Source organism: Caballeronia sp. LZ034LL, from assembly GCF_031451215.1.
In the GTDB taxonomy this organism is placed as follows: domain Bacteria; phylum Pseudomonadota; class Gammaproteobacteria; order Burkholderiales; family Burkholderiaceae; genus Caballeronia.
Genome location: NZ_JARUXR010000001.1, coordinates 2,524,938 through 2,542,338 on the forward strand (window position 1 = coordinate 2,524,938; position 17,401 = coordinate 2,542,338).

18 protein-coding genes are annotated in these 17,401 nt (G+C 66.1%); 10 read left to right on the plus strand and 8 right to left on the minus strand.

The window, feature by feature from the left end:
• Nucleotides 1-6: 6 nt before the first annotated feature.
• From QCE83_RS11550 to mpl, 7 genes are all read right to left on the minus strand, one after another.
• Nucleotides 7-984: a 2-dehydro-3-deoxygalactonokinase gene (locus QCE83_RS11550; RefSeq protein WP_309809834.1), complete on the minus strand. Its 978-nt coding sequence runs from the start codon at nucleotides 982-984 to the stop codon at nucleotides 7-9.
• The gene (locus QCE83_RS11555; protein WP_309809837.1) at nucleotides 981-1,934 is read right to left on the minus strand and encodes an IclR family transcriptional regulator; all 954 of its coding nucleotides are present in this window, start codon (nucleotides 1,932-1,934) and stop codon (nucleotides 981-983) included. Before QCE83_RS11555 ends, QCE83_RS11550 begins: the two co-directional genes overlap by 4 nt.
• A gap of 383 nt (nucleotides 1,935-2,317) precedes the next feature.
• Nucleotides 2,318-3,079 (minus strand): monofunctional biosynthetic peptidoglycan transglycosylase, encoded by a 762-nt coding sequence (gene mtgA / locus QCE83_RS11560; protein WP_309809839.1) that lies wholly within the window; start codon nucleotides 3,077-3,079, stop codon nucleotides 2,318-2,320.
• Nucleotides 3,079-3,927 (minus strand): shikimate dehydrogenase, encoded by an 849-nt coding sequence (aroE, locus tag QCE83_RS11565; protein WP_309809841.1) that lies wholly within the window; start codon nucleotides 3,925-3,927, stop codon nucleotides 3,079-3,081. The genes mtgA and aroE overlap by 1 nt, the downstream gene beginning before the upstream one ends.
• Complete coding sequence (locus QCE83_RS11570; RefSeq protein ID WP_309809844.1) at nucleotides 3,924-5,996, minus strand: RNB domain-containing ribonuclease; 2,073 nt, start codon at nucleotides 5,994-5,996, stop codon at nucleotides 3,924-3,926. The genes aroE and QCE83_RS11570 overlap by 4 nt, the downstream gene beginning before the upstream one ends.
• Before the next feature lie 88 nt (nucleotides 5,997-6,084).
• Nucleotides 6,085-6,684 (minus strand): YqiA/YcfP family alpha/beta fold hydrolase, encoded by a 600-nt coding sequence (locus tag QCE83_RS11575; RefSeq protein WP_309809846.1) that lies wholly within the window; start codon nucleotides 6,682-6,684, stop codon nucleotides 6,085-6,087.
• A complete protein-coding gene (gene mpl, locus QCE83_RS11580; protein WP_404984767.1) occupies nucleotides 6,681-8,117 on the minus strand; it encodes a UDP-N-acetylmuramate:L-alanyl-gamma-D-glutamyl-meso-diaminopimelate ligase in 1,437 nt (478 codons plus the stop codon). The genes QCE83_RS11575 and mpl overlap by 4 nt, the downstream gene beginning before the upstream one ends.
• Before the next feature lie 146 nt (nucleotides 8,118-8,263).
• Between mpl and QCE83_RS11585 the strand changes: the two genes are divergently transcribed.
• From QCE83_RS11585 to QCE83_RS11630, 10 genes are all read left to right on the plus strand, one after another.
• Nucleotides 8,264-8,911 carry a UDP-N-acetylmuramate--alanine ligase gene (locus tag QCE83_RS11585; protein ID WP_309809853.1) on the plus strand — a complete coding sequence of 216 codons (648 nt, stop codon included), beginning with the start codon at nucleotides 8,264-8,266 and terminating at the stop codon, nucleotides 8,909-8,911.
• A 17-nt stretch (nucleotides 8,912-8,928) separates the two neighbouring features.
• Nucleotides 8,929-9,483: a TlpA disulfide reductase family protein gene (locus QCE83_RS11590; RefSeq protein ID WP_309809856.1), complete on the plus strand. Its 555-nt coding sequence runs from the start codon at nucleotides 8,929-8,931 to the stop codon at nucleotides 9,481-9,483.
• Nucleotides 9,484-9,876: 393 nt separating this feature from the next.
• The gene (gene accB, locus QCE83_RS11595; protein ID WP_309809857.1) at nucleotides 9,877-10,350 is read left to right on the plus strand and encodes an acetyl-CoA carboxylase biotin carboxyl carrier protein; all 474 of its coding nucleotides are present in this window, start codon (nucleotides 9,877-9,879) and stop codon (nucleotides 10,348-10,350) included.
• A 16-nt stretch (nucleotides 10,351-10,366) separates the two neighbouring features.
• Entirely contained in the window at nucleotides 10,367-10,561 is a 195-nt protein-coding gene (locus tag QCE83_RS11600) for a hypothetical protein (RefSeq protein WP_309809860.1), read from the plus strand.
• Complete coding sequence (accC, locus tag QCE83_RS11605; RefSeq protein WP_309809863.1) at nucleotides 10,554-11,921, plus strand: acetyl-CoA carboxylase biotin carboxylase subunit; 1,368 nt, start codon at nucleotides 10,554-10,556, stop codon at nucleotides 11,919-11,921. Before QCE83_RS11600 ends, accC begins: the two co-directional genes overlap by 8 nt.
• A gap of 34 nt (nucleotides 11,922-11,955) precedes the next feature.
• Nucleotides 11,956-12,858: a 50S ribosomal protein L11 methyltransferase gene (gene prmA, locus QCE83_RS11610; RefSeq protein ID WP_309809865.1), complete on the plus strand. Its 903-nt coding sequence runs from the start codon at nucleotides 11,956-11,958 to the stop codon at nucleotides 12,856-12,858.
• A 50-nt stretch (nucleotides 12,859-12,908) separates the two neighbouring features.
• The gene (locus tag QCE83_RS11615) at nucleotides 12,909-14,255 is read left to right on the plus strand and encodes a zinc-ribbon and DUF3426 domain-containing protein (protein ID WP_309809868.1); all 1,347 of its coding nucleotides are present in this window, start codon (nucleotides 12,909-12,911) and stop codon (nucleotides 14,253-14,255) included.
• A 117-nt stretch (nucleotides 14,256-14,372) separates the two neighbouring features.
• Entirely contained in the window at nucleotides 14,373-14,873 is a 501-nt protein-coding gene (gene tpx, locus QCE83_RS11620; RefSeq protein WP_309809870.1) for a thiol peroxidase, read from the plus strand.
• Nucleotides 14,874-14,995: 122 nt separating this feature from the next.
• A complete protein-coding gene (locus tag QCE83_RS11625; protein WP_309809873.1) occupies nucleotides 14,996-15,934 on the plus strand; it encodes a carbohydrate kinase family protein in 939 nt (312 codons plus the stop codon).
• An 18-nt stretch (nucleotides 15,935-15,952) separates the two neighbouring features.
• Entirely contained in the window at nucleotides 15,953-16,432 is a 480-nt protein-coding gene (locus QCE83_RS11630; protein WP_309809876.1) for a hypothetical protein, read from the plus strand.
• Between the two features lie 271 nt (nucleotides 16,433-16,703).
• Here QCE83_RS11630 and QCE83_RS11635 read toward each other — a convergent pair whose 3' ends face one another.
• Nucleotides 16,704-17,378: a histone H1-like DNA-binding protein gene (locus QCE83_RS11635; protein ID WP_309809880.1), complete on the minus strand. Its 675-nt coding sequence runs from the start codon at nucleotides 17,376-17,378 to the stop codon at nucleotides 16,704-16,706.
• Nucleotides 17,379-17,401: the final 23 nt, after the last annotated feature.

The following is a 17,401-nucleotide window of genomic DNA, read 5'->3' on the forward strand; positions in this document are numbered from 1 at the left end:
TCCATCTCAGGCCGCGCGCGACGGCGCGGACACCAGCCCGGCCTGCGCGGCAATTCGGTAAAGACCGCGCTCGGTGGCGTGCGCGACCGTTCGTGCCTCGTGGCAACCGTAGCGCGCCAGTGCGGCGCGATACCGGTCGCACAGCGCGTCGTTGCCGATCAGGCGCAATGTCTTGCCCGCCAGCGCGCCCTGTTCGCGCATCAGCACTTCGTTGAGGCCGCGCAGCTCGTGTCCGATCAGCAAGCCCGACAGATAGTCCGACTGCTGTTCGGCCGTCAACTGGCCGGTGAGGCCGAGCGTGCGTGTGCTGAAGATCGTCGCGAGCACGCCCGGATGACCGGCGTCGCGCGCCGTATCGACGCCGCGCAGGAACGCCGCTTCATCGTGCGTCGCGCTCGGATGCATGGTGCGGCCGAGGATCGTGTGGTCGCGCAGTGCGCCGAAGGTCTCGCCGGTCATGAAGGTATAGAAGCGTTCGATGCGGTCCTGCCCGACGAACGCCCATTTGGCGTGCGTGCCCGGCAGGCCGATCAGCGCGCCGCCCGACGCGCCCAGCGATGGTTCGCTCGCCAGCGCGCCGAAGATCTGGGTTTCCTCGCCGCGCATCACGTTGGGCAGCGTGCCGCGTTCGAGCACGCCGGGCACGACATGCAGCGCGACGCCGCGCGCCGTCTGCACCGTCACGATGCCGCCGACGAGCGCATCCGCGCCGGCCGGCGTTTCGACGTAAGGCGCCTCGACCCAGCCTTGCGCGCTGCCGACCATGCCCGCCGCGATCACCGGCAGCTTCGGATGGGCATCGAGCCACGCGCCGCAGGTGTCCTCGAAGGCCTGGTCGAAGCCGCCTTCGGGCAGTTTCATGATGCCCGCCGACGAGGCGCGCGTGTCGAGCGCGCCGGCATCGCCGCCGAGCAGATAGGCGCGCAGCGAGGTCGTGCCCCAGTCGAGCGCGATGAGTGCGGGTCCGGACGCGGTTGCGCTCATCGCTTGATCCTGCGCGACGGCTGCGGCGCGCGCCAGCCGAGTTCCTCGGAGATCGCGCGCGCTTCGCGCTGCACGACCGGAATCAGTTCTTCCATGCGTTCGTGCGGCATGTACGGAATCGTGCTCGCCACCGACAAGGCCGCGACGATCGACCCGGACGCGTCCCGCACCGGCGCGGCGACGCAGCGGATCGAGGCTTCGTTCTCTTCGAGATCGAAGGTGAAGCCGCCTTGCGCGTAGCGCGTCATGCGCTGCAGGAAGGTGTCGAAGTCGGGGCGGTTGGCGGGCTTGAAGCTGGTTTTCGCCAGCACCCGATGCGACGCGTCGAGCAGCCGCTTCCAGGCGTTCGCTTCGAGGTCGAGCATCATCGCCTTGCCGATCCCCGTCGATGCCAGCGGCATGCGGTGCCCGACGCGCGAACGCATTTCCAGCCCGCGCGTGCCGGGAATCTTGTCGATGTAGAGAACGTCGTCGCCGTCGCGCACGCCGAGGTGAATGGTGTCGTGCGTGTGGTCGGCGAGCGCCTGGAGATGCGGACGCGCGACCGCGGTCAGCGGCATCTGTTCCAGCGCGATCGTGCCCAGTTCGATCAGCTTCGGCCCGAGCAGATAACCGCCCTGCACCTGGCGCAGATAGCGCGCCTGCACCAGCGAACTCACCAGGCGGTGCGTCGTGCTGCGGGTGGTGCCGAGCGCGGCGCCGAACGAGCGCAGATCGCGCGCGCCGTTGGCGGCGGCTTCGAGGATCGCGAGACCGCGCAGCAAGGTTTGCGTTCCGGCCTGCTGCGGCGTGATGTCGACGAGCGCGCTCGGCAGCGCGATTGCGTCCGGATCGGGCGCGTGGCGCGCGGCGCCCGTGCCGTTGCGTTTCAGGTCCGCACCGCTCGTGGGAGCGGTCTGAACGTCAGCGGCGTCGGCGGCGTCGGTTTCGGGATGCTGGAACTGAGTCATGGCGCGGGTCTCCTGGCGGATCACGAAGCGCGGCAAGGGGCGGATGACGGCGTCATCGCGTGGAACGTCAAGGCCGCATGACCCTGCGAGGAAGCGTGTGTGGCGTACGAAACAGCCCGCGAACGCGGGCAGGCGATCGAATGCATGACGTGTCTCCGTTGTTCTTGTCGCGTGCCGGGCGCCGCCTGAGCGGCGGTTCCGTCGACCCGCGCGATGCCGTTTTCCGGCTTCGGTCGGATTGTAGTTCTGGCCGGTTGATTTATTCAATATGTGATCGAGCGACTCACATAATGGGAGTCTAGCGTGCGATCGGACGCTTTTCAAAAACAAAAAAGCCCTGACGAATCAGGGCTTTATCTTGTTTATCGGGTCTCAGCTAAACCTCATTGCGGCAACTCGGCGGCACCCATCCGGCGTGCAATCACGCCCGCCCGCTGCGACAGATACGGCGCGTTGCGGTGGTCATCAAAGTACTTTGGGCGCGGCAGCATGACGGCAAGCCGGGCGCTCTGCCAGGCGGTGAGCTTCGCCGCCGACGTCTTGTAATAGTGCTGGGCCGCCGCTTCCGCGCCGTACACGCCGTTGCCCCACTCGACCGAATTCAGATAGATCTCGAAGATGCGTTCCTTGTCCATCCAGAATTCGAGCATCCAGGTGATGACGAGCTCCTGCGCCTTGCGCACGTAGCTCTTCTCACGCGACAGCAACAGGTTGCGGGCCAGCTGCTGCGAGATGGTCGAACCGCCCGCGACGATCTTGCCGCGTGTCTTGTTCTTTTCCCACGCCTGGAGGATGGCGTCGGTTTCGTAGCCGTTGTTGTTGACGAAATTGGCGTCCTCGGACGCGATGATCGCGCGCTTCAGATTGCGCGAAATCTGGTCGTAGGGAACCCAGGTGCGCTGCAGCGTGACGCCCGGGTGCGTTTTGGCGAGCGTCCATGCGTCGCTGCGCATGAAGGCCGTCGGTCCGGGATTCACGACCGTCCAGATGCCGACCTGCGCGAAGAACCAGATCTGCGTGGCGAAGAATGCGATGCCCAGCACCGAGACGCCGTAGAGAATCCAGCGCGCCGGCCCGAGCCGCACGCCGCGGCGGCTCCGGGTGCTGCCCGATGGCGTACGGCCGCCGACCGGCGCGGTGGTCATCAGGCTTTCGCAGCCAAGGCCAGCGTCTGGCGCAGTTCGCGCAGCACCGCGCCGCCGTCGGGACGCACGCCGCGCCAGACGAAGAACGATTCGGCGGCCTGCTCGACCAGCATGCCGAGCCCGTCCGCCGCGCGCGCGCCGAGCCGCACCGCGTGCTGCATGAAGACGGTGGGCTGCGCGCCGTACATCATGTCGTAGGCGAGCGTGGCCGGGCCGAAGGCGCTGTCGTCGCAGTCGGGCAGCGCGGCATCGAGACTGCCGGCCGTCGCGTTGACGATCACGTCATAGGCGCCGCCCTCGACACTCCCCGCGCCGCCGCCCGAGAAGCGCACGCCGCAATCGGCCGCATTCTGCGCAAACTGGTCGACAAGCTGATGCGCCTTCGCCGCCGTGCGATTGACGATGGTGAGCGCAGCCGGCGCGCGTTCGAAGATCGGCAGCACGACGCCGCGCGCCGCGCCGCCCGCGCCGAGCAGCAGGATGCGCGCGCCCTTCAGGCTCACGCCGAGATTCACTTCGATGTCGCGCACGAGCCCGACGCCGTCGGTGTTGTCGCCGCGCACGCCATCGGGTCCGAACGCGAGCGTGTTCACCGCGCCCGCCGCCGCGGCGCGCGGCGACAGCGAATCGGCCAGCGCGTGCGCTTCGAGCTTGAACGGCACCGTGACGTTCAGGCCACGCCCGCCCGACGCGATGAAGCGCCGCACTTCAGGTTCGAAGCCGCCGAGCGGTCCGAGCATGCGCCCGTATTCGACCGGCTCGCCCGTCTGCGCGGCGAAGCGTGCGTGGATCCACGGCGACTTGCTGTGCTCGACCGGATTGCCGATCACCGCGTAACGATCTTTCATGATCCGCTCGGCTCCGAGGGTTGCGGCGCATTGTCAGGGGCAACGGGCGCATCTGCCGGTGTTTCCGTCGACGCCTCCGCCTGGGCTTCCGCCTCGCTTTGCGCCGAGAGATCGTCGGCTTCGATGATCTCTTCTTCGGCCTCGTCTTCCTCGGCCGGTGCGCTGACGGACGGCGCATCGATCACGTGCAGCAGGCGGCACGACGCCTCGACGGTCAGCTCGTCGGTCGAGACGACTTCCAGCATCACGCGTGTGCCGCGTGCATGCACGCCGAGGCCCGGCACGTGCAGCATCAGCGGAATCTCCTCGAGACGCACGAGGTCGTCCTTGATCACCGACGCCGGCACCTGCTTGCGATTCTCCTGCCTGAGCCAGCGCAGGCACCAGAAATATTCCATGCGGCGCTGATGATCCGCGTAGGCGCTGTAGGTGTCGTCGAAACCTTGCACGACAGCGAACAGATCCGCGTCCTTCGGCTTGAACGGCGCGGCCAGCTTGGCCATCACGCCGTGCTGCACGCAGGCAAGCAGCTGCCATTGATTGACGAGGTCGACATAGCGGCGCAGCGGCGACGTGCTCCATGCATATTGCGCGACGCCCAGCCCTTCGTGCGGCGCGGGCGTCGTCTGCATGCGCGTGCGCTTCGGACCGGGACCGCCGAAGCCGCGCTGCGAACGATAGATGCCCGGCACGCCGTGGTCGTTGAGAAACGCGCCCCACGACGAATTCGCGAGAATCGCCAGTTCCGCGACGATCAGGTCGAGCGGCGACCCCCGGCGGCGCGGCGTGATCGTGATGTGCTCGCCGTCGACATAGAAGTTGAAGTCGTTGTTGCGCTGCACTTCACGACGCAGGCCATAGCCGGCGCGCGCTTCCTGGCGCTTCTCGAACAACGCCTGCGCCAGCGGCCACAGCACCGCGATGTCGTCCTTGTGCGGATACTCGCCCGTACCGGCGGCGAGACTCTCCTCGGTGACGTGCTCGTCGAGATGGTTGTGGCGCAGGTTGCTCTTCACGAACACGCGCTCGGCGCGCGTCTCGGTGGCGACGATCTCCTGCGTCTCGCGATTCACGATGATATACAGCGACAGCGCCGGACGCAGCCCGCCCTCGCCGAGCGTGAAGACCTCGACGACGTTGTCCGGCAGCATCGTGATCTTGTCGCCGGGCATGTAGACGGTGGACAGGCGTCCGCGCGCGATGGCGTCGATGGCGTCGTCGCGCGTGATGCCGAGCGCAGGCGCCGCGATGTGGATACCCACGCGCACGCGGCCATCGGCGAGATGTTCGACGGAGAAGGCATCGTCGATTTCGGTCGTGGTGACGTCGTCGATGGAGAACGCCTGGACGTTCGCTTCCGGCAGATCGTCGGGCAGCGGCGCCGGCTGCACCGCCGGAAAGCCGATGCCATGCGGAAAGTGCTCCGACAGGAAACGCGCTTCGTGCAACGCGCGCGGCGACGCGATGCCGCCGCATTCGAGCATCAGCCGCGCCTGCGAAATGCCGCGCGCGGCGGCGGCCGCCTCAAGCGCCTTGTACTCGCTGGAGTTCTTGTCCGGCTTCGTCAGGAGCCCGATGGCCTTGCCCTTCAGCGCGTCTGGCAGTTTGCCGGCCTTGAGTTCCTCTTCCCAGCCCTGCTGGACGAGCGCCTGCTGCCGCTTGCGCTCGAGCGAGGCGAGCGCCATCTGCAGCTGCTCCTGCGGCGCGCGCTGATACTGACCGCGCCCCTTGCGACGGAAGTAGACCGGCGAGCCATGCATCCGCAGCACGAGCGCGGCGCGTTCGGCGGGACCGAACTTGTCGCCGAAATAATCCGCGCCGAGCGTGGCGAACGGAAATTCCTCGTCGGGCGCGCATTCCCACAGGAAATCGAGATCGATCTCCTGCGCGATCGCGTCGGCCTCCTGCATCAGGTCGCCGGCGGCGGGCTTGTCGAACTCGATCAGCACGTCCTTCGCCCGCACCTTGGCGCGGCGTCCGCCCGGCAACTCGACCTGGAACGCGTCGCCCTGCTTGGACAGCACCGATCCGGCCTTGAAACTACCCGATTCCTCGAAGAAAACGTTCACTCAATACTCTCGTCAGACAGTGGACCGGAACGCAGGCCGATGGGGTTGTGCCCGCGCGCCGGTGGTTGAATGGGTTCGACGCCCGGATTCACGCCGCGGCGGGCGTGGCCAGTGGCGGCGGCGCCTGATCGCAGAACGCGAGCACGTCGGCGAGATGCGCCGGGAAGTCGCTGATCGCATGATCGCCGCCCGGAATCAGCGTGGTGCGCACGCCGGGATAATGGTCGAGCATCGTGCGGTAATCGAGCACTTCGTCGCCCGTCGCCGCGATCAGGAAATAACGTTCAGGCCGCGTGATCCGTTCGACCGCGAGCGCGCGCAGTTCGTCGAGATGACGCGGCAGCACGGTGATGCTGCCGCCGCCGTGCCACAGCGGCTGTTCGCCGAGGAAATGACTCAGGTCGCGCTGCGGCACCACGGCCGGATTCAGCAGCACGGCGCGCCAGCCATGTTTCTCGGCGAGATAGGTGGCGTAGTAGCCGCCGAGCGAACTGCCGACCACCGTCACGTCGCGCGCCGCTTCGTCTGCCACGAGCGATTCCGCCAGTTCGACGGCATCGGACGGCGAGACCGGCAGCGTCGGGCACTGCCATTCGCCGAGCCGCCCGAGTTCCGCGAGGCGCGCATGCATCACGCGCGCCTTGAAGGACTGGGGAGACGAGCGAAAGCCGTGCAGGTAGAGAATCACGCCCGTCCTCCGGCGCCGCGCGCCGAGAGCGCGTCGAGCAGTTTCTGGTGGACGCCGCCGAAGCCGCCGTTGCTCATGACGAGCACGTGGTCGCCGGGACGCGCGGCGGCCGCGACCGCCTTCACCAGCGGTTCGATTTCGTTGAACGCTTGCGCCTTGTCGCCGAGCGGCGCGAGCGCGTCGGCCAGATCCCAGCCGAGCTTGTCGCGGCCTTCGCGGGCGCCGTAGCCGAACACCAGGTCTGCGTTGGCCAGGCTGGCGGGAAGCTGCGCTTTCATCGTGCCGAGCTTCATCGTGTTGGAACGCGGCTCGAGCACGGCCAGGATGCGCGACTCGCCGATGCGCGTGCGCAGTCCGGCGACGGTCGTGTCGATGGCGGTGGGATGATGCGCGAAGTCGTCGTACACGGTGACGCCGTCGATGCTGCCCTTCACTTCCATGCGCCGCTTGACGTTGCGGAAGCTGCCGAGCGACTTCACGGACTGCGCCGCCAGCACGCCGACCGAGCGCGCCGCCGCGATCGCCGCGAGCGCGTTCATGCGGTTGTGCTCGCCCTGCACCTGCCAGTCGACCACGCCCTGACGCTCGCCTTCCCAATACACGGCGAACTGCTCGTCGACGGCCACGCCCTCTCCAGCAGGCAACGCCTCCCAGCCGCCTTGCACGCCGAAGCGCTCGACGCCCGACCAGCAGCCGCGCGTCAGCACGCGTTCGAGCGCCGCTTCGCGTCCGTTCGTCACGATGCGCCCGATGCCGGGCACGGTACGCACGAGATGATGGAATTGCGTTTCGATGGCAGCGAGATCCGGGAAGATGTCGGCGTGATCGAATTCGAGGTTATTGAGTACGGCGGTGCGCGGACGGTAATGCACGAACTTCGAGCGCTTGTCGAAGAACGCCGTGTCGTATTCGTCCGCTTCGATGACGAAGAAGCTCGAATCGGTCAGGCGCGCGGAAATGCCGAAGTTGAGCGGCACGCCGCCGATCAGGAAGCCCGGGTTCATGCCCGCCTCTTCCAGCAGCCAGGCAAGCATGGAACTCGTGGTGGTCTTGCCGTGCGTGCCGGCCACCGCCAGCACCCACTTGCCGTTCAGCACATGTTCGCCGAGCCATTGCGGGCCGGAGGTGTACGGCAGTCCGCGATCGAGGATGGCCTCCATCAGCGGATTGCCACGCGTCACTACATTGCCGATCACGAACAGGTCCGGCTCCAGCGCCAGTTGCTCGACCCCATACCCTTCGATCAACTCGATGCCCTGCGCTTCGAGCTGCGTGCTCATCGGCGGATAGACGCCCGCGTCGCAGCCAGTGACCTTGTGGCCCGCTTCGCGCGCCAGGACGGCGAGTCCGCCCATGAAGGTGCCGCAGATGCCGAGGATGTGGATATGCATAAAGCGTGTCGCGCCGCGCGGGCGATTCAGTGCGGAAAACAGGGAATGGCGCCTGGTTCGAGGCCCTTGCGGGAGCGCGCCGGAGAGAGGCTATTGTAACCGAGCGAACTCCGCCGCCCGGCGTCCATGGCAGAGGTGCCCGGAGCCGGCCAAAATGGCTGCCTGCTGTTATCTAGTATCATTTCGGCATGGTTCGCAAATCACATTTCGATCCGCAGCGCGTGCGCGAGGAAATCGCGATCGCCGCCGCGAGAATGATCGCCGAAGACGGCCTCGACTACGCCACCGCCAAGCGCAAGGCCGCGAAGCAGGTGGTCGGCGAGACGAAGATCGGCGGCGAATTCCTGCCTGATAACGACCAGATCGAAGAGGAAATCCGCGAGTACCAGGCGATTTTCCAGAGCGACAGTCAACCGGCGGTGCTGCGCCGCATGCGCGAAACCGCGCTCGACTGGATGGAACGGCTCAAGCCCTTCGATCCCTATCTGACCGGCGCGGTGCTGAACGGCACGGCAGGCGAACATTCGGATGTCCATCTGCAATGTTTCTGCGACAACCCGAAGGAAGTCGCCATCTACCTGCTGAACAACAACGTGCAGTACGACGTTTCGGAGACGCGGCATTTTGCCGGGCGCGGCTACGTCGAGACGCTCAGCTTCCTGCAGCGCACGCCGGGCGAAGAGCCGGTCGGCGTGCATATCGCGCTGTACGGCCCGGACGATCTGCGCGGCGCGGTGCGCGCCGACGGGCGCGGGCGGCTCGCACGCGCCAATGCCGCCACGGTCCGCTCGCTGCTCGATTCTCCCGATGCGCCGCCGCTCGAAATCGGCGGCTGACACTTTTCCGGACGCTCATGAACACCACACGCATTCTCGCGGCCCTCGTCGTCGCGGTCGCCGCAACGGCCGGCGGCTTGTACGCGGGCCACGTCTTCCACGGCAATGACAGCGAGGCCGCGACGCCTGCCAACAGCAGCGCGAGCGCCGGCAGCCCCGTCGACCAACTCTGGAAGACAGCGCCGCCGGGCGCGGCAGGCACGCCGCAACCCTTGTCGGCGTTCAAGGGCAAGCCGGTGGTCGTCAACTTCTGGGCCTCGTGGTGCGGACCGTGCGTCAAGGAAATGCCGGAACTGTCCGCGCTGCAGCGCGAGTACGAGAAGCAGGGCATCACCTTCATCGGACTGGGCGTCGACAGCGAGAAGAACGTCAACGACTTCCTCAAGAAAGTGCCGGTGGCCTATCCGGTCTACGTCACCGGATTCGGCGGCGCGGATCTTGCGCGCAGCTTCGGCAACAGTGCCGGCGCCCTGCCTTTTACCGTCGTGATCGATGCAAAAGGCACCGTTCGTTCAACAAAATTAGGCGAAGTGGACAGCGCTGAACTCAAACGCACCCTCGACAGTCTGTAAAATTTGACTCGTTGCTGCGCGCGGGTTGCATTAAGTAAGCCGCGAGTTAGGGTACATTACGGCGATCTTGAGCCAAATTCGAGATAAACCGGTGGCGCACGCGGTAATTTGTCCCGCGCCTGATCGTTGGCCCAAACGGTAAAACTAGACAAAATTCTCTAAACGGCGCTAAAGTGCGCCCAATTCCGCACAACCCGAAGCGACGATGACAACTCTGCCGGTGCCGCGTGCTTACCTCGACCTCAGAGCCGTCATCCACATTCCCTTCGGACAGGCGCGCCGGAACAGCGATGCCGCTGTTGCACCGGTTCGCGGCTGAAGCAGTCAGAGCACCCACAAATCAAGTCAAGTACCGGGCAGCCCGGTCTCCAAGTATTGAAAGGGGATTTTTCGATGGACCTTCGTAAACTCAAAACGCTGATCGACCTCGTCTCGGAATCCGGCATCTCGGAGCTGGAAGTGACGGAAGGCGAAGGCAAGGTTCGCATCGTCAAGAACGCCGCGCCCGTGTACATGCAGGCGCCGCAACAGTACGCGCCGCAAGCGCCGATGCCGTCGGGCCAGCACATGGGTGCGGTCAGCGAAGCCGGCGCCCCGGTTGCCGCCGGCGCACCGGCCGCGGCCGTGCAGGGCCACGTCGTGACCTCGCCGATGGTCGGCTCGTTCTACCGCGCACCCTCGCCGGGCGCGGATCCGTTCGTGCAGGTCGGCGATACGGTGAAAGAAGGCCAGACACTGTGCATCATCGAAGCCATGAAGCTCCTGAACGAGATCGAGTCCGACAAGGCCGGCGTCGTGAAGGAAATCCTCGTCGAGAACGGCCAGGCGGTCGAATACGGCCAGCCGCTCTTCGTCATCGGCGACTGATGCGCCGCCGCGCCGGATGCGCCGCTTCTTCGTCGAACGCAGCCTGAACGCGCGCACTTTGCCCATGCCGTCGCCATTGCTGTCCGGCATTGCGTCCAGCGCGCAGACTCGCTCGCGAACCCGTTCGCAGACCTCGTTCGCGCGCGCCGCCGATTGGATCCCCGAGGGCCGCTCGCGCGTGCCCGTTGATGAGCCGACCCACCATGTTTGAAAAAATTCTTATTGCGAACCGCGGCGAAATCGCGCTTCGCATCCAGCGCGCGTGCCGCGAGCTGGGCGTCAAAACCGTTGTCGTCTATTCCGAAGCCGACAAGGAAGCCAAGTACGTCAAGCTCGCCGACGAAGCCGTGTGCATCGGACCGGCGCCGTCGAATCTCTCCTACCTGAACATGCCCGCGCTCATCAGCGCGGCGGAAGTCACCGACGCCGAAGCGATCCATCCCGGCTACGGCTTCCTGTCGGAGAACGCGGATTTTGCGGAGCGCGTCGAGCAGTCGGGCTTCACCTTCATCGGCCCGCGCCCGGAAACGATCCGCATGATGGGCGACAAGGTCACGGCGAAGCAGACCATGATCAAGACCGGCGTGCCGTGCGTGCCGGGTTCGGAAGGCGCATTGCCGGACGATCCGCGCGAGATCGTGAAGATTGCCCGCGTCATCGGCTATCCGGTGATCATCAAGGCGGCCGGCGGCGGCGGCGGACGCGGCATGCGCGTGGTGCATACCGAAGCGGCGCTGGTCAACGCGGTCAACATGACGCGCGAGGAAGCCGGCCGGGCCTTCGGTAATCCGCAGGTCTACATGGAGAAGTTCCTCGAGAACCCGCGCCACATCGAAATCCAGGTGCTGTCAGATTCGTTCCGCAATGCCATCTGGCTGGGCGAGCGCGACTGCTCGATGCAGCGCCGTCACCAGAAGGTGATCGAGGAAGCGCCGGCGCCGGGCATCGCGCGGCGTCTGATCGAACGCATCGGTGACCGCTGCGCCGACGCCTGCAAGAAGATGGGCTATCTCGGCGCGGGCACCTTCGAGTTCCTGTACGAGAACAACGAGTTCTACTTCATCGAGATGAACACGCGCGTGCAGGTCGAGCATCCGGTGACGGAGCTCATCACGGGCGTCGACATCGTGCAGGAGCAGATCCGCATCGCCGCGGGCGAAAAGCTCGCGATCCGCCAGAAGGACATCCAGTTCCGCGGTCATGCCATCGAATGCCGGATCAACGCGGAAGATCCCTTCAAGTTCACGCCGTCGCCGGGACGCATCACGTCGTGGCATACGGCGGGCGGCCCCGGCATTCGCGTCGACTCGCACGCGTACGCCAACTACTTCGTGCCGCCGAACTACGATTCGATGATCGGCAAGCTCATCGCCTACGGCGCGACGCGCGAACAAGCCATCAACCGCATGCGCATCGCGCTGTCGGAGATGGTCGTGGAAGGCATCCAGACCAACATCCCGCTGCATCGCGAGATGATGATCGACGCGAAGTTCGTCGAGGGCGGCACGAGCATCCATTACCTCGAGAACAAACTCGCCGCGCGTCAGGCGGCCGTGGCCGAAGAATCCTGAAGCCCGCAGCAAGAAAACCCGCAAGAGAGTCAGCATGAGTTATCGGGAACTGATCGCCGAACTGGACCGCGAGCACGCGGAAGCGCTGTCGGACGCGCTGCTCGACGTGGGCGCGCTGTCGGTTTCCGTCGAGGACGCCGACGCCGACACGCCCGACGAACAGCCGCTCTTCGGCGAGCCCGGTCTTGTGCCGGAAAAGAGTGCGTGGAAGCGTTCGCGCGTGGTGGCGCTGCTTGCCGAGGACGCCGAACCGGCCGTGCTGCTGGCGGCCGCCGCGAATGAAATCGGGCTGGACGCGACGCCCTCGTTCAGCGTGCGCGACGTCGCCGAGCAGGACTGGGTGCGATTGACGCAGGCGCAGTTCGATCCGATCTCCATCGGCGAGCGCATCTGGGTCGTGCCTTCGTGGCACGATGCACCGGACCCGGACGCGCTCGTGCTCGAACTCGATCCGGGTCTCGCGTTCGGCACCGGCAGCCATCCGACCACGCGCCTGTGCATGGAATGGCTCGAGCAATCGGTCGAGCCCGGACAGTCATTGCTCGACTACGGCTGCGGCTCCGGCATCCTCGCCATTCTTGCGAAGAAATGCGGCGCGGATCCGGTCATCGGCATCGATATCGATCCGCAGGCAGTCGAGTCCGCGCGCCACAACAGCGAGCGCAATCACGCGGCCGTCACCTACGGCCTGCCCGATGAATGTCCGTCCGGCGAATTCGATATCGTCGTCGCGAACATTCTCTCGAACCCGCTCAAGCTGATGGCGTCGATGCTCTCGTCGAAGGTCAGGCCGGGCGGCCGGATCGCGTTGTCGGGCGTGCTCGCGCGCCAGGCCGACGAGGTCGCGGCGGCCTATGCGAAGTGGATCGACATCGGCGTCTGGCGTGAGCACGAAGGGTGGGTATGTCTGGCCGGAACGCGGCGCGAAAGTCATTAAAATAGCGCCATCGTCCACGAACCGGCCGCAAGGCCAACGGCACTTCTTATATGGCGCTGGCAACCCGCTGCCCCCACTGCGAAACCGTCTTCAAGCTCGACCCTCACCTGCTCGCGCCGCATGACGGCCGCGTGCGCTGCGGCCACTGCCAGGAAGTCTTCGACGCCGCGCATCATCGCTTCGAACTGCCCGACGAAACCGCCGCGCCCGCCATTCCGCAGCACGCCGCGATCATCGACGACGAAGCCGCGATCGGCCCGTCCACGCACACGGCTCCCGCCGACCCGCCGCCCGTAGCGGAAACGCCACCGAAGCCCCGGCCGTTCACGCCGCCGCCTGCTGCACCGACTGCACCTGCGGCACCTGCCGCTCCCGTTTCCACGCCCGGAGACGACGAAGACCGCACGGTCTACGCATACACTCCGGCGTCGCCACCGACGTCCACGCCGGCGCCGCGCGACGACGCCACGCAGACCGCATCGGGCGACGCCGCCAACGAACCCTCCGCGGAACCGCAAGAGCCGCCGCGCGTGAAGCAGTTCGTCCGCGCGGGCGCGCCGCAGACACGGCCCGATGCGCCGTTTGCGTCGCCGGTCGAACCGCCTCCGCCGCCGTTCAGGCCGGCCTCATCATCCTTCGATCCGGTCGACGATCGCGCCGAGCCGTTCATCGGTCCAGTGGACAGGCCGCCGGAGACGCCGCCGCCGCGTCCCGCACCGGAACCCGCCGCACCACCCGCCGCGCCCGCCTGGGCCGACGATCCCGAACCGGGTTTCGGCGAAAGGCGCGCCGGCAATGCGCGCGCGGCCAGCGCCAACGAAGCGTTTCCCGCGATGCGCGAGACGATGCATGACCCCATGCGCGACGCGTCCCGCCCGCACGCGGCCGAGCCCGAAGGCGGCACGCGCAGGAAAAGGAGCAAGGGCGGCCGTATCGCTGGAATTGTGCTGGCGGTGCTGCTGGTGCTGCTGCTCGTCGCGCAGCTTGCCTGGTGGCAGCGCGAGACCGTCATGGTGAGCGTGCCCGGCGCACATGCCATTTACGCCGATGTCTGCGATCAGCTCGGCTGCAAGGTTTCGCCGCCGCGCGATATCGACGGACTCCAGATCGAAAGTTCGGGACTGCGCCAGGTGGACGGCCCGCACAAGCTCGAACTGAAACTCTCGCTGCGCAACCGGATGGATGTCGCGCTCGCCTATCCCGCGCTCGAACTCACGCTGCTCGACGACAAAAACAATGTCGCCATCCGCCGCGTGCTCTGGCCGCAGGATTACGCGCGACCGGGTACGATATTCGCCATCGGCCTTCCGCCGCAGAGCGCGCAGCCGGTCGTCGTCCGGCTCGATACCGGCGACGCCGTCGCCGCGAACTACCGGGTTCAGGTCTTTTATCCGTAATGGCGGGCCGGCGCGCGAACGTCCGGCCCCCTGTTCCACATGACGCGCGTCACGGCCTTCGCGGTTCGTGCACGCGTGGTTTTCCCGTCAGCATCTGACAATTCTCTGGAGCGCAACATGAGTCAAGTTACCCTCGGCGGCAATCCCATCGACGTAGGCGGCACGTTCCCGGGCAAGGGCCAGCCGGCCAGCGAGTTCACGCTCGTCGGCACGGATCTCGGCGACGTCAAGCTCGCCAGCTTCGCCGGCAAGCGCAAAGTGCTGAACATCGTGCCGAGCCTCGACACGCCGACCTGCGCCACCTCCACGCGCAAGTTCAACGAAGCCGCCAGCAAGCTGGACAACACGGTGGTCGTGGTGGTGTCGGGCGACCTGCCCTTCGCGATGAAGCGCTTCTGCACGACCGAAGGGCTCGAGAACGTCGTGTCGGCATCGACGTTCCGCGGCCACGAGTTCGCGCAATCCTACGGCGTCGACATCACGAGCGGCCCGCTGCGCGGCCTGACGGCGCGCGCGGTTGTCGTGCTCGACGAAAACAACACGGTGCTGCATTCGCAACTCGTCCCTGAGATCAAGGACGAGCCGAACTACGACGCCGCACTCGCCGCACTGAAGTAACGCTGAAACGCGGGCCGCACCGAGCGGCCCGCGCGCATGCGAGGCGCGATGCCAGGCGCCGTCGCGCCCCGCATGCGCATGCGCTTTCTCTCTTCCGGCTTCCAACAATAAGGACGTTCGCCTTGGCTACGCTCATCTGCGGCTCGCTCGCCTACGACAACATCATGACCTTCCAGGGCCGCTTCGGCGACCACATCCTGCCGGACCAGGTGCACATGCTGAACATCAGCTTCCTGGTGCCGACGATGCGCCGCAACTTCGGCGGCTGCGCGGGCAACATCGCCTATGCGCTGAAGCTGCTGGGCGGCGACGCGAAGATCATGGCCACGCTCGGCGAAGCGGATGCGCAGTTGTACATCGACCGGCTCGACGCGCTCGGTTTGTCGAAGGAATACGTGCGCGTGCTGCCCGACCAGCATTCGGCACAGTGCTTCATCACCACCGACCTCGCGAACAACCAGATCACCGCGTTCCATCCGGGCGCGATGATGGAATCGCACCTCAACCGCGCCGAGGAAGCGCGCGGCGTGTCGCTCGGGATCGTTGCGCCGGACGGGGCACAAGGTATGCGTGAGCATGCCGAAGGGTTTGCCAAAGCGGACGTGCCGTTCGTCTTCGATCCGGGTCAGGGATTGCCTATCCTTGAAGGTGTGGAGCTTTGTCGCATGATTGAACTTGCCACCTACGTGGCGGTCAACGATTACGAAGCCAAGCTGTTGAGCAACAAGACGGGATGGTCGATTGAAGACATCCTGAGCCGCGTCAAGGCGCTCGTGATTACGCGCGGCGAGCACGGCGCACAGATCTATGACGCGGACGGCGTGCTCGAAGTGCCGGCGGTGCAGGCGCGGCAAGTGGTGGATCCCACCGGTTGCGGCGACGCGTTCCGCGGCGGCTTGCTCTACGGCATCGAGAATGCGCTTGGCTGGGAAAAGACCGGGCGCCTCGCAAGCCTGATGGGCGCGCTGAAGATCGAGCATCAGGGGCCGCAGACTTACGCGCCCACGCGCGCCGAGATTGAAGAACGCTATCAGCAGGCATTTGGAAGCAGCCTGTCGTAACTGATTTGGAGCAAGGGTATGAAAACGGTAAGTCGTGTCGTGCTGGCGGCGGCGCTCATCGGCTCAGTGGCGATGACCGGCTGTGCCTATAACAGCAGTTCGCCGGACGTCTATACGTCCTCGCAGGCGCAACGCGAGGAGACGGTCCGCATGGCCACCGTCGAGAGCGTGCGGGGCGTGAAGATCAGCTCGAACAACGGCCAGCCGAGCGGCCTGGGCGCCATCGGCGGCGGCGCGCTGGGCGGCGTCGCGGCGGCGAGTGCGATCGGCGGCGGCAACGGCTCGATCATCGCGGGCATCATCGGCGGCCTGGCGGGCGCGGTCGCGGGCAACGCGGTGGAGAACAACGTGGCCACGAAGAACGGCCTCGAGATCACCGTGCGCCTCGACAACGGCGACCTCCGCGCCATCACGCAGACCGCCAACGGCGAAGTCTTCCAGGCAGGCGAGCGGGTGCGCCTGCTGTCGAGCGGCGGCGTGACACGCGTGACGCACTGAAGCGTGACGCACTGAAGGTACGGCCGAAAGCCCGTCACGCTTCAACAGGACTTACCGGGCGCATGCATCGAACGATGCATGCGCTTTTTCTTTGCCCGCGCACAGCGAGCTTCCCGATGCGACTGGCGTGGCGCAATCACCGCTGCGCGTTCCCGCCATACGAATGAAAAACCCGCCGCCGGGTTGCCCCGGACGGCGGGTTCAGTCCGGGTAGCATTACCCGGACTCAAGGCACATCGCAATGTGCCGGTTTGCTGCCTGCTACGCGAACTTACGGACGGCTGCCCGTCGGGAACGGCCATGCTGCTGCCGGGTTCAACGCCGTCTTGACCGCTGCGGCCGGAGCCGGAGCAGGCGCCGAAACGGTCGTTGCCGTCGTGGCAGGAGCGGCAGCCGTGGTCTTCTTCGCAGCAGCGGCTTTCTTGGCCGGAGCTTTTTTCGCGGGGGCCTTTTTCGCAGCGGGTGCAGCAGCAGGCGCAGGGGCTGCGGTCTTCGCAGCAGCCTTTTTCGCGGGAGCCTTTTTCGCAGCGGCCTTCTTCGCTGCGGCCTTCTTCGCCGGCGCCTTCTTCGCGGCAGCCTTCTTCGCAGGCGCCTTCTTGGCGCCTACTTTCTTGGCTGCGACCTTCTTCGCTGCAGCCTTTTTCGCAGGCGCCTTCTTGGCTGCGACCTTCTTCGCTGCAACCTTCTTCGCTGCGGCCTTCTTCGCCGGCGCCTTCTTGGCTGCGACCTTCTTCGCTGCAACCTTCTTCGCCGCGACCTTCTTCGTTGCGACCTTCTTCGCCGCTACTTTCTTGGCTGCGACTTTCTTGGTTGCGACTTTCTTCGCCGCGACCTTCTTCACAGCGACCTTCTTGGCTGCGACCTTCTTCGCCGGAGCGGCCTTCTTGGCGGTGACTTTCTTTGCTGCAGCCTTTTTAGCGGCGGGTTTTTTCTTGGCAACTGCCATGGTTTTTCTCCTTCAGGTTTTCA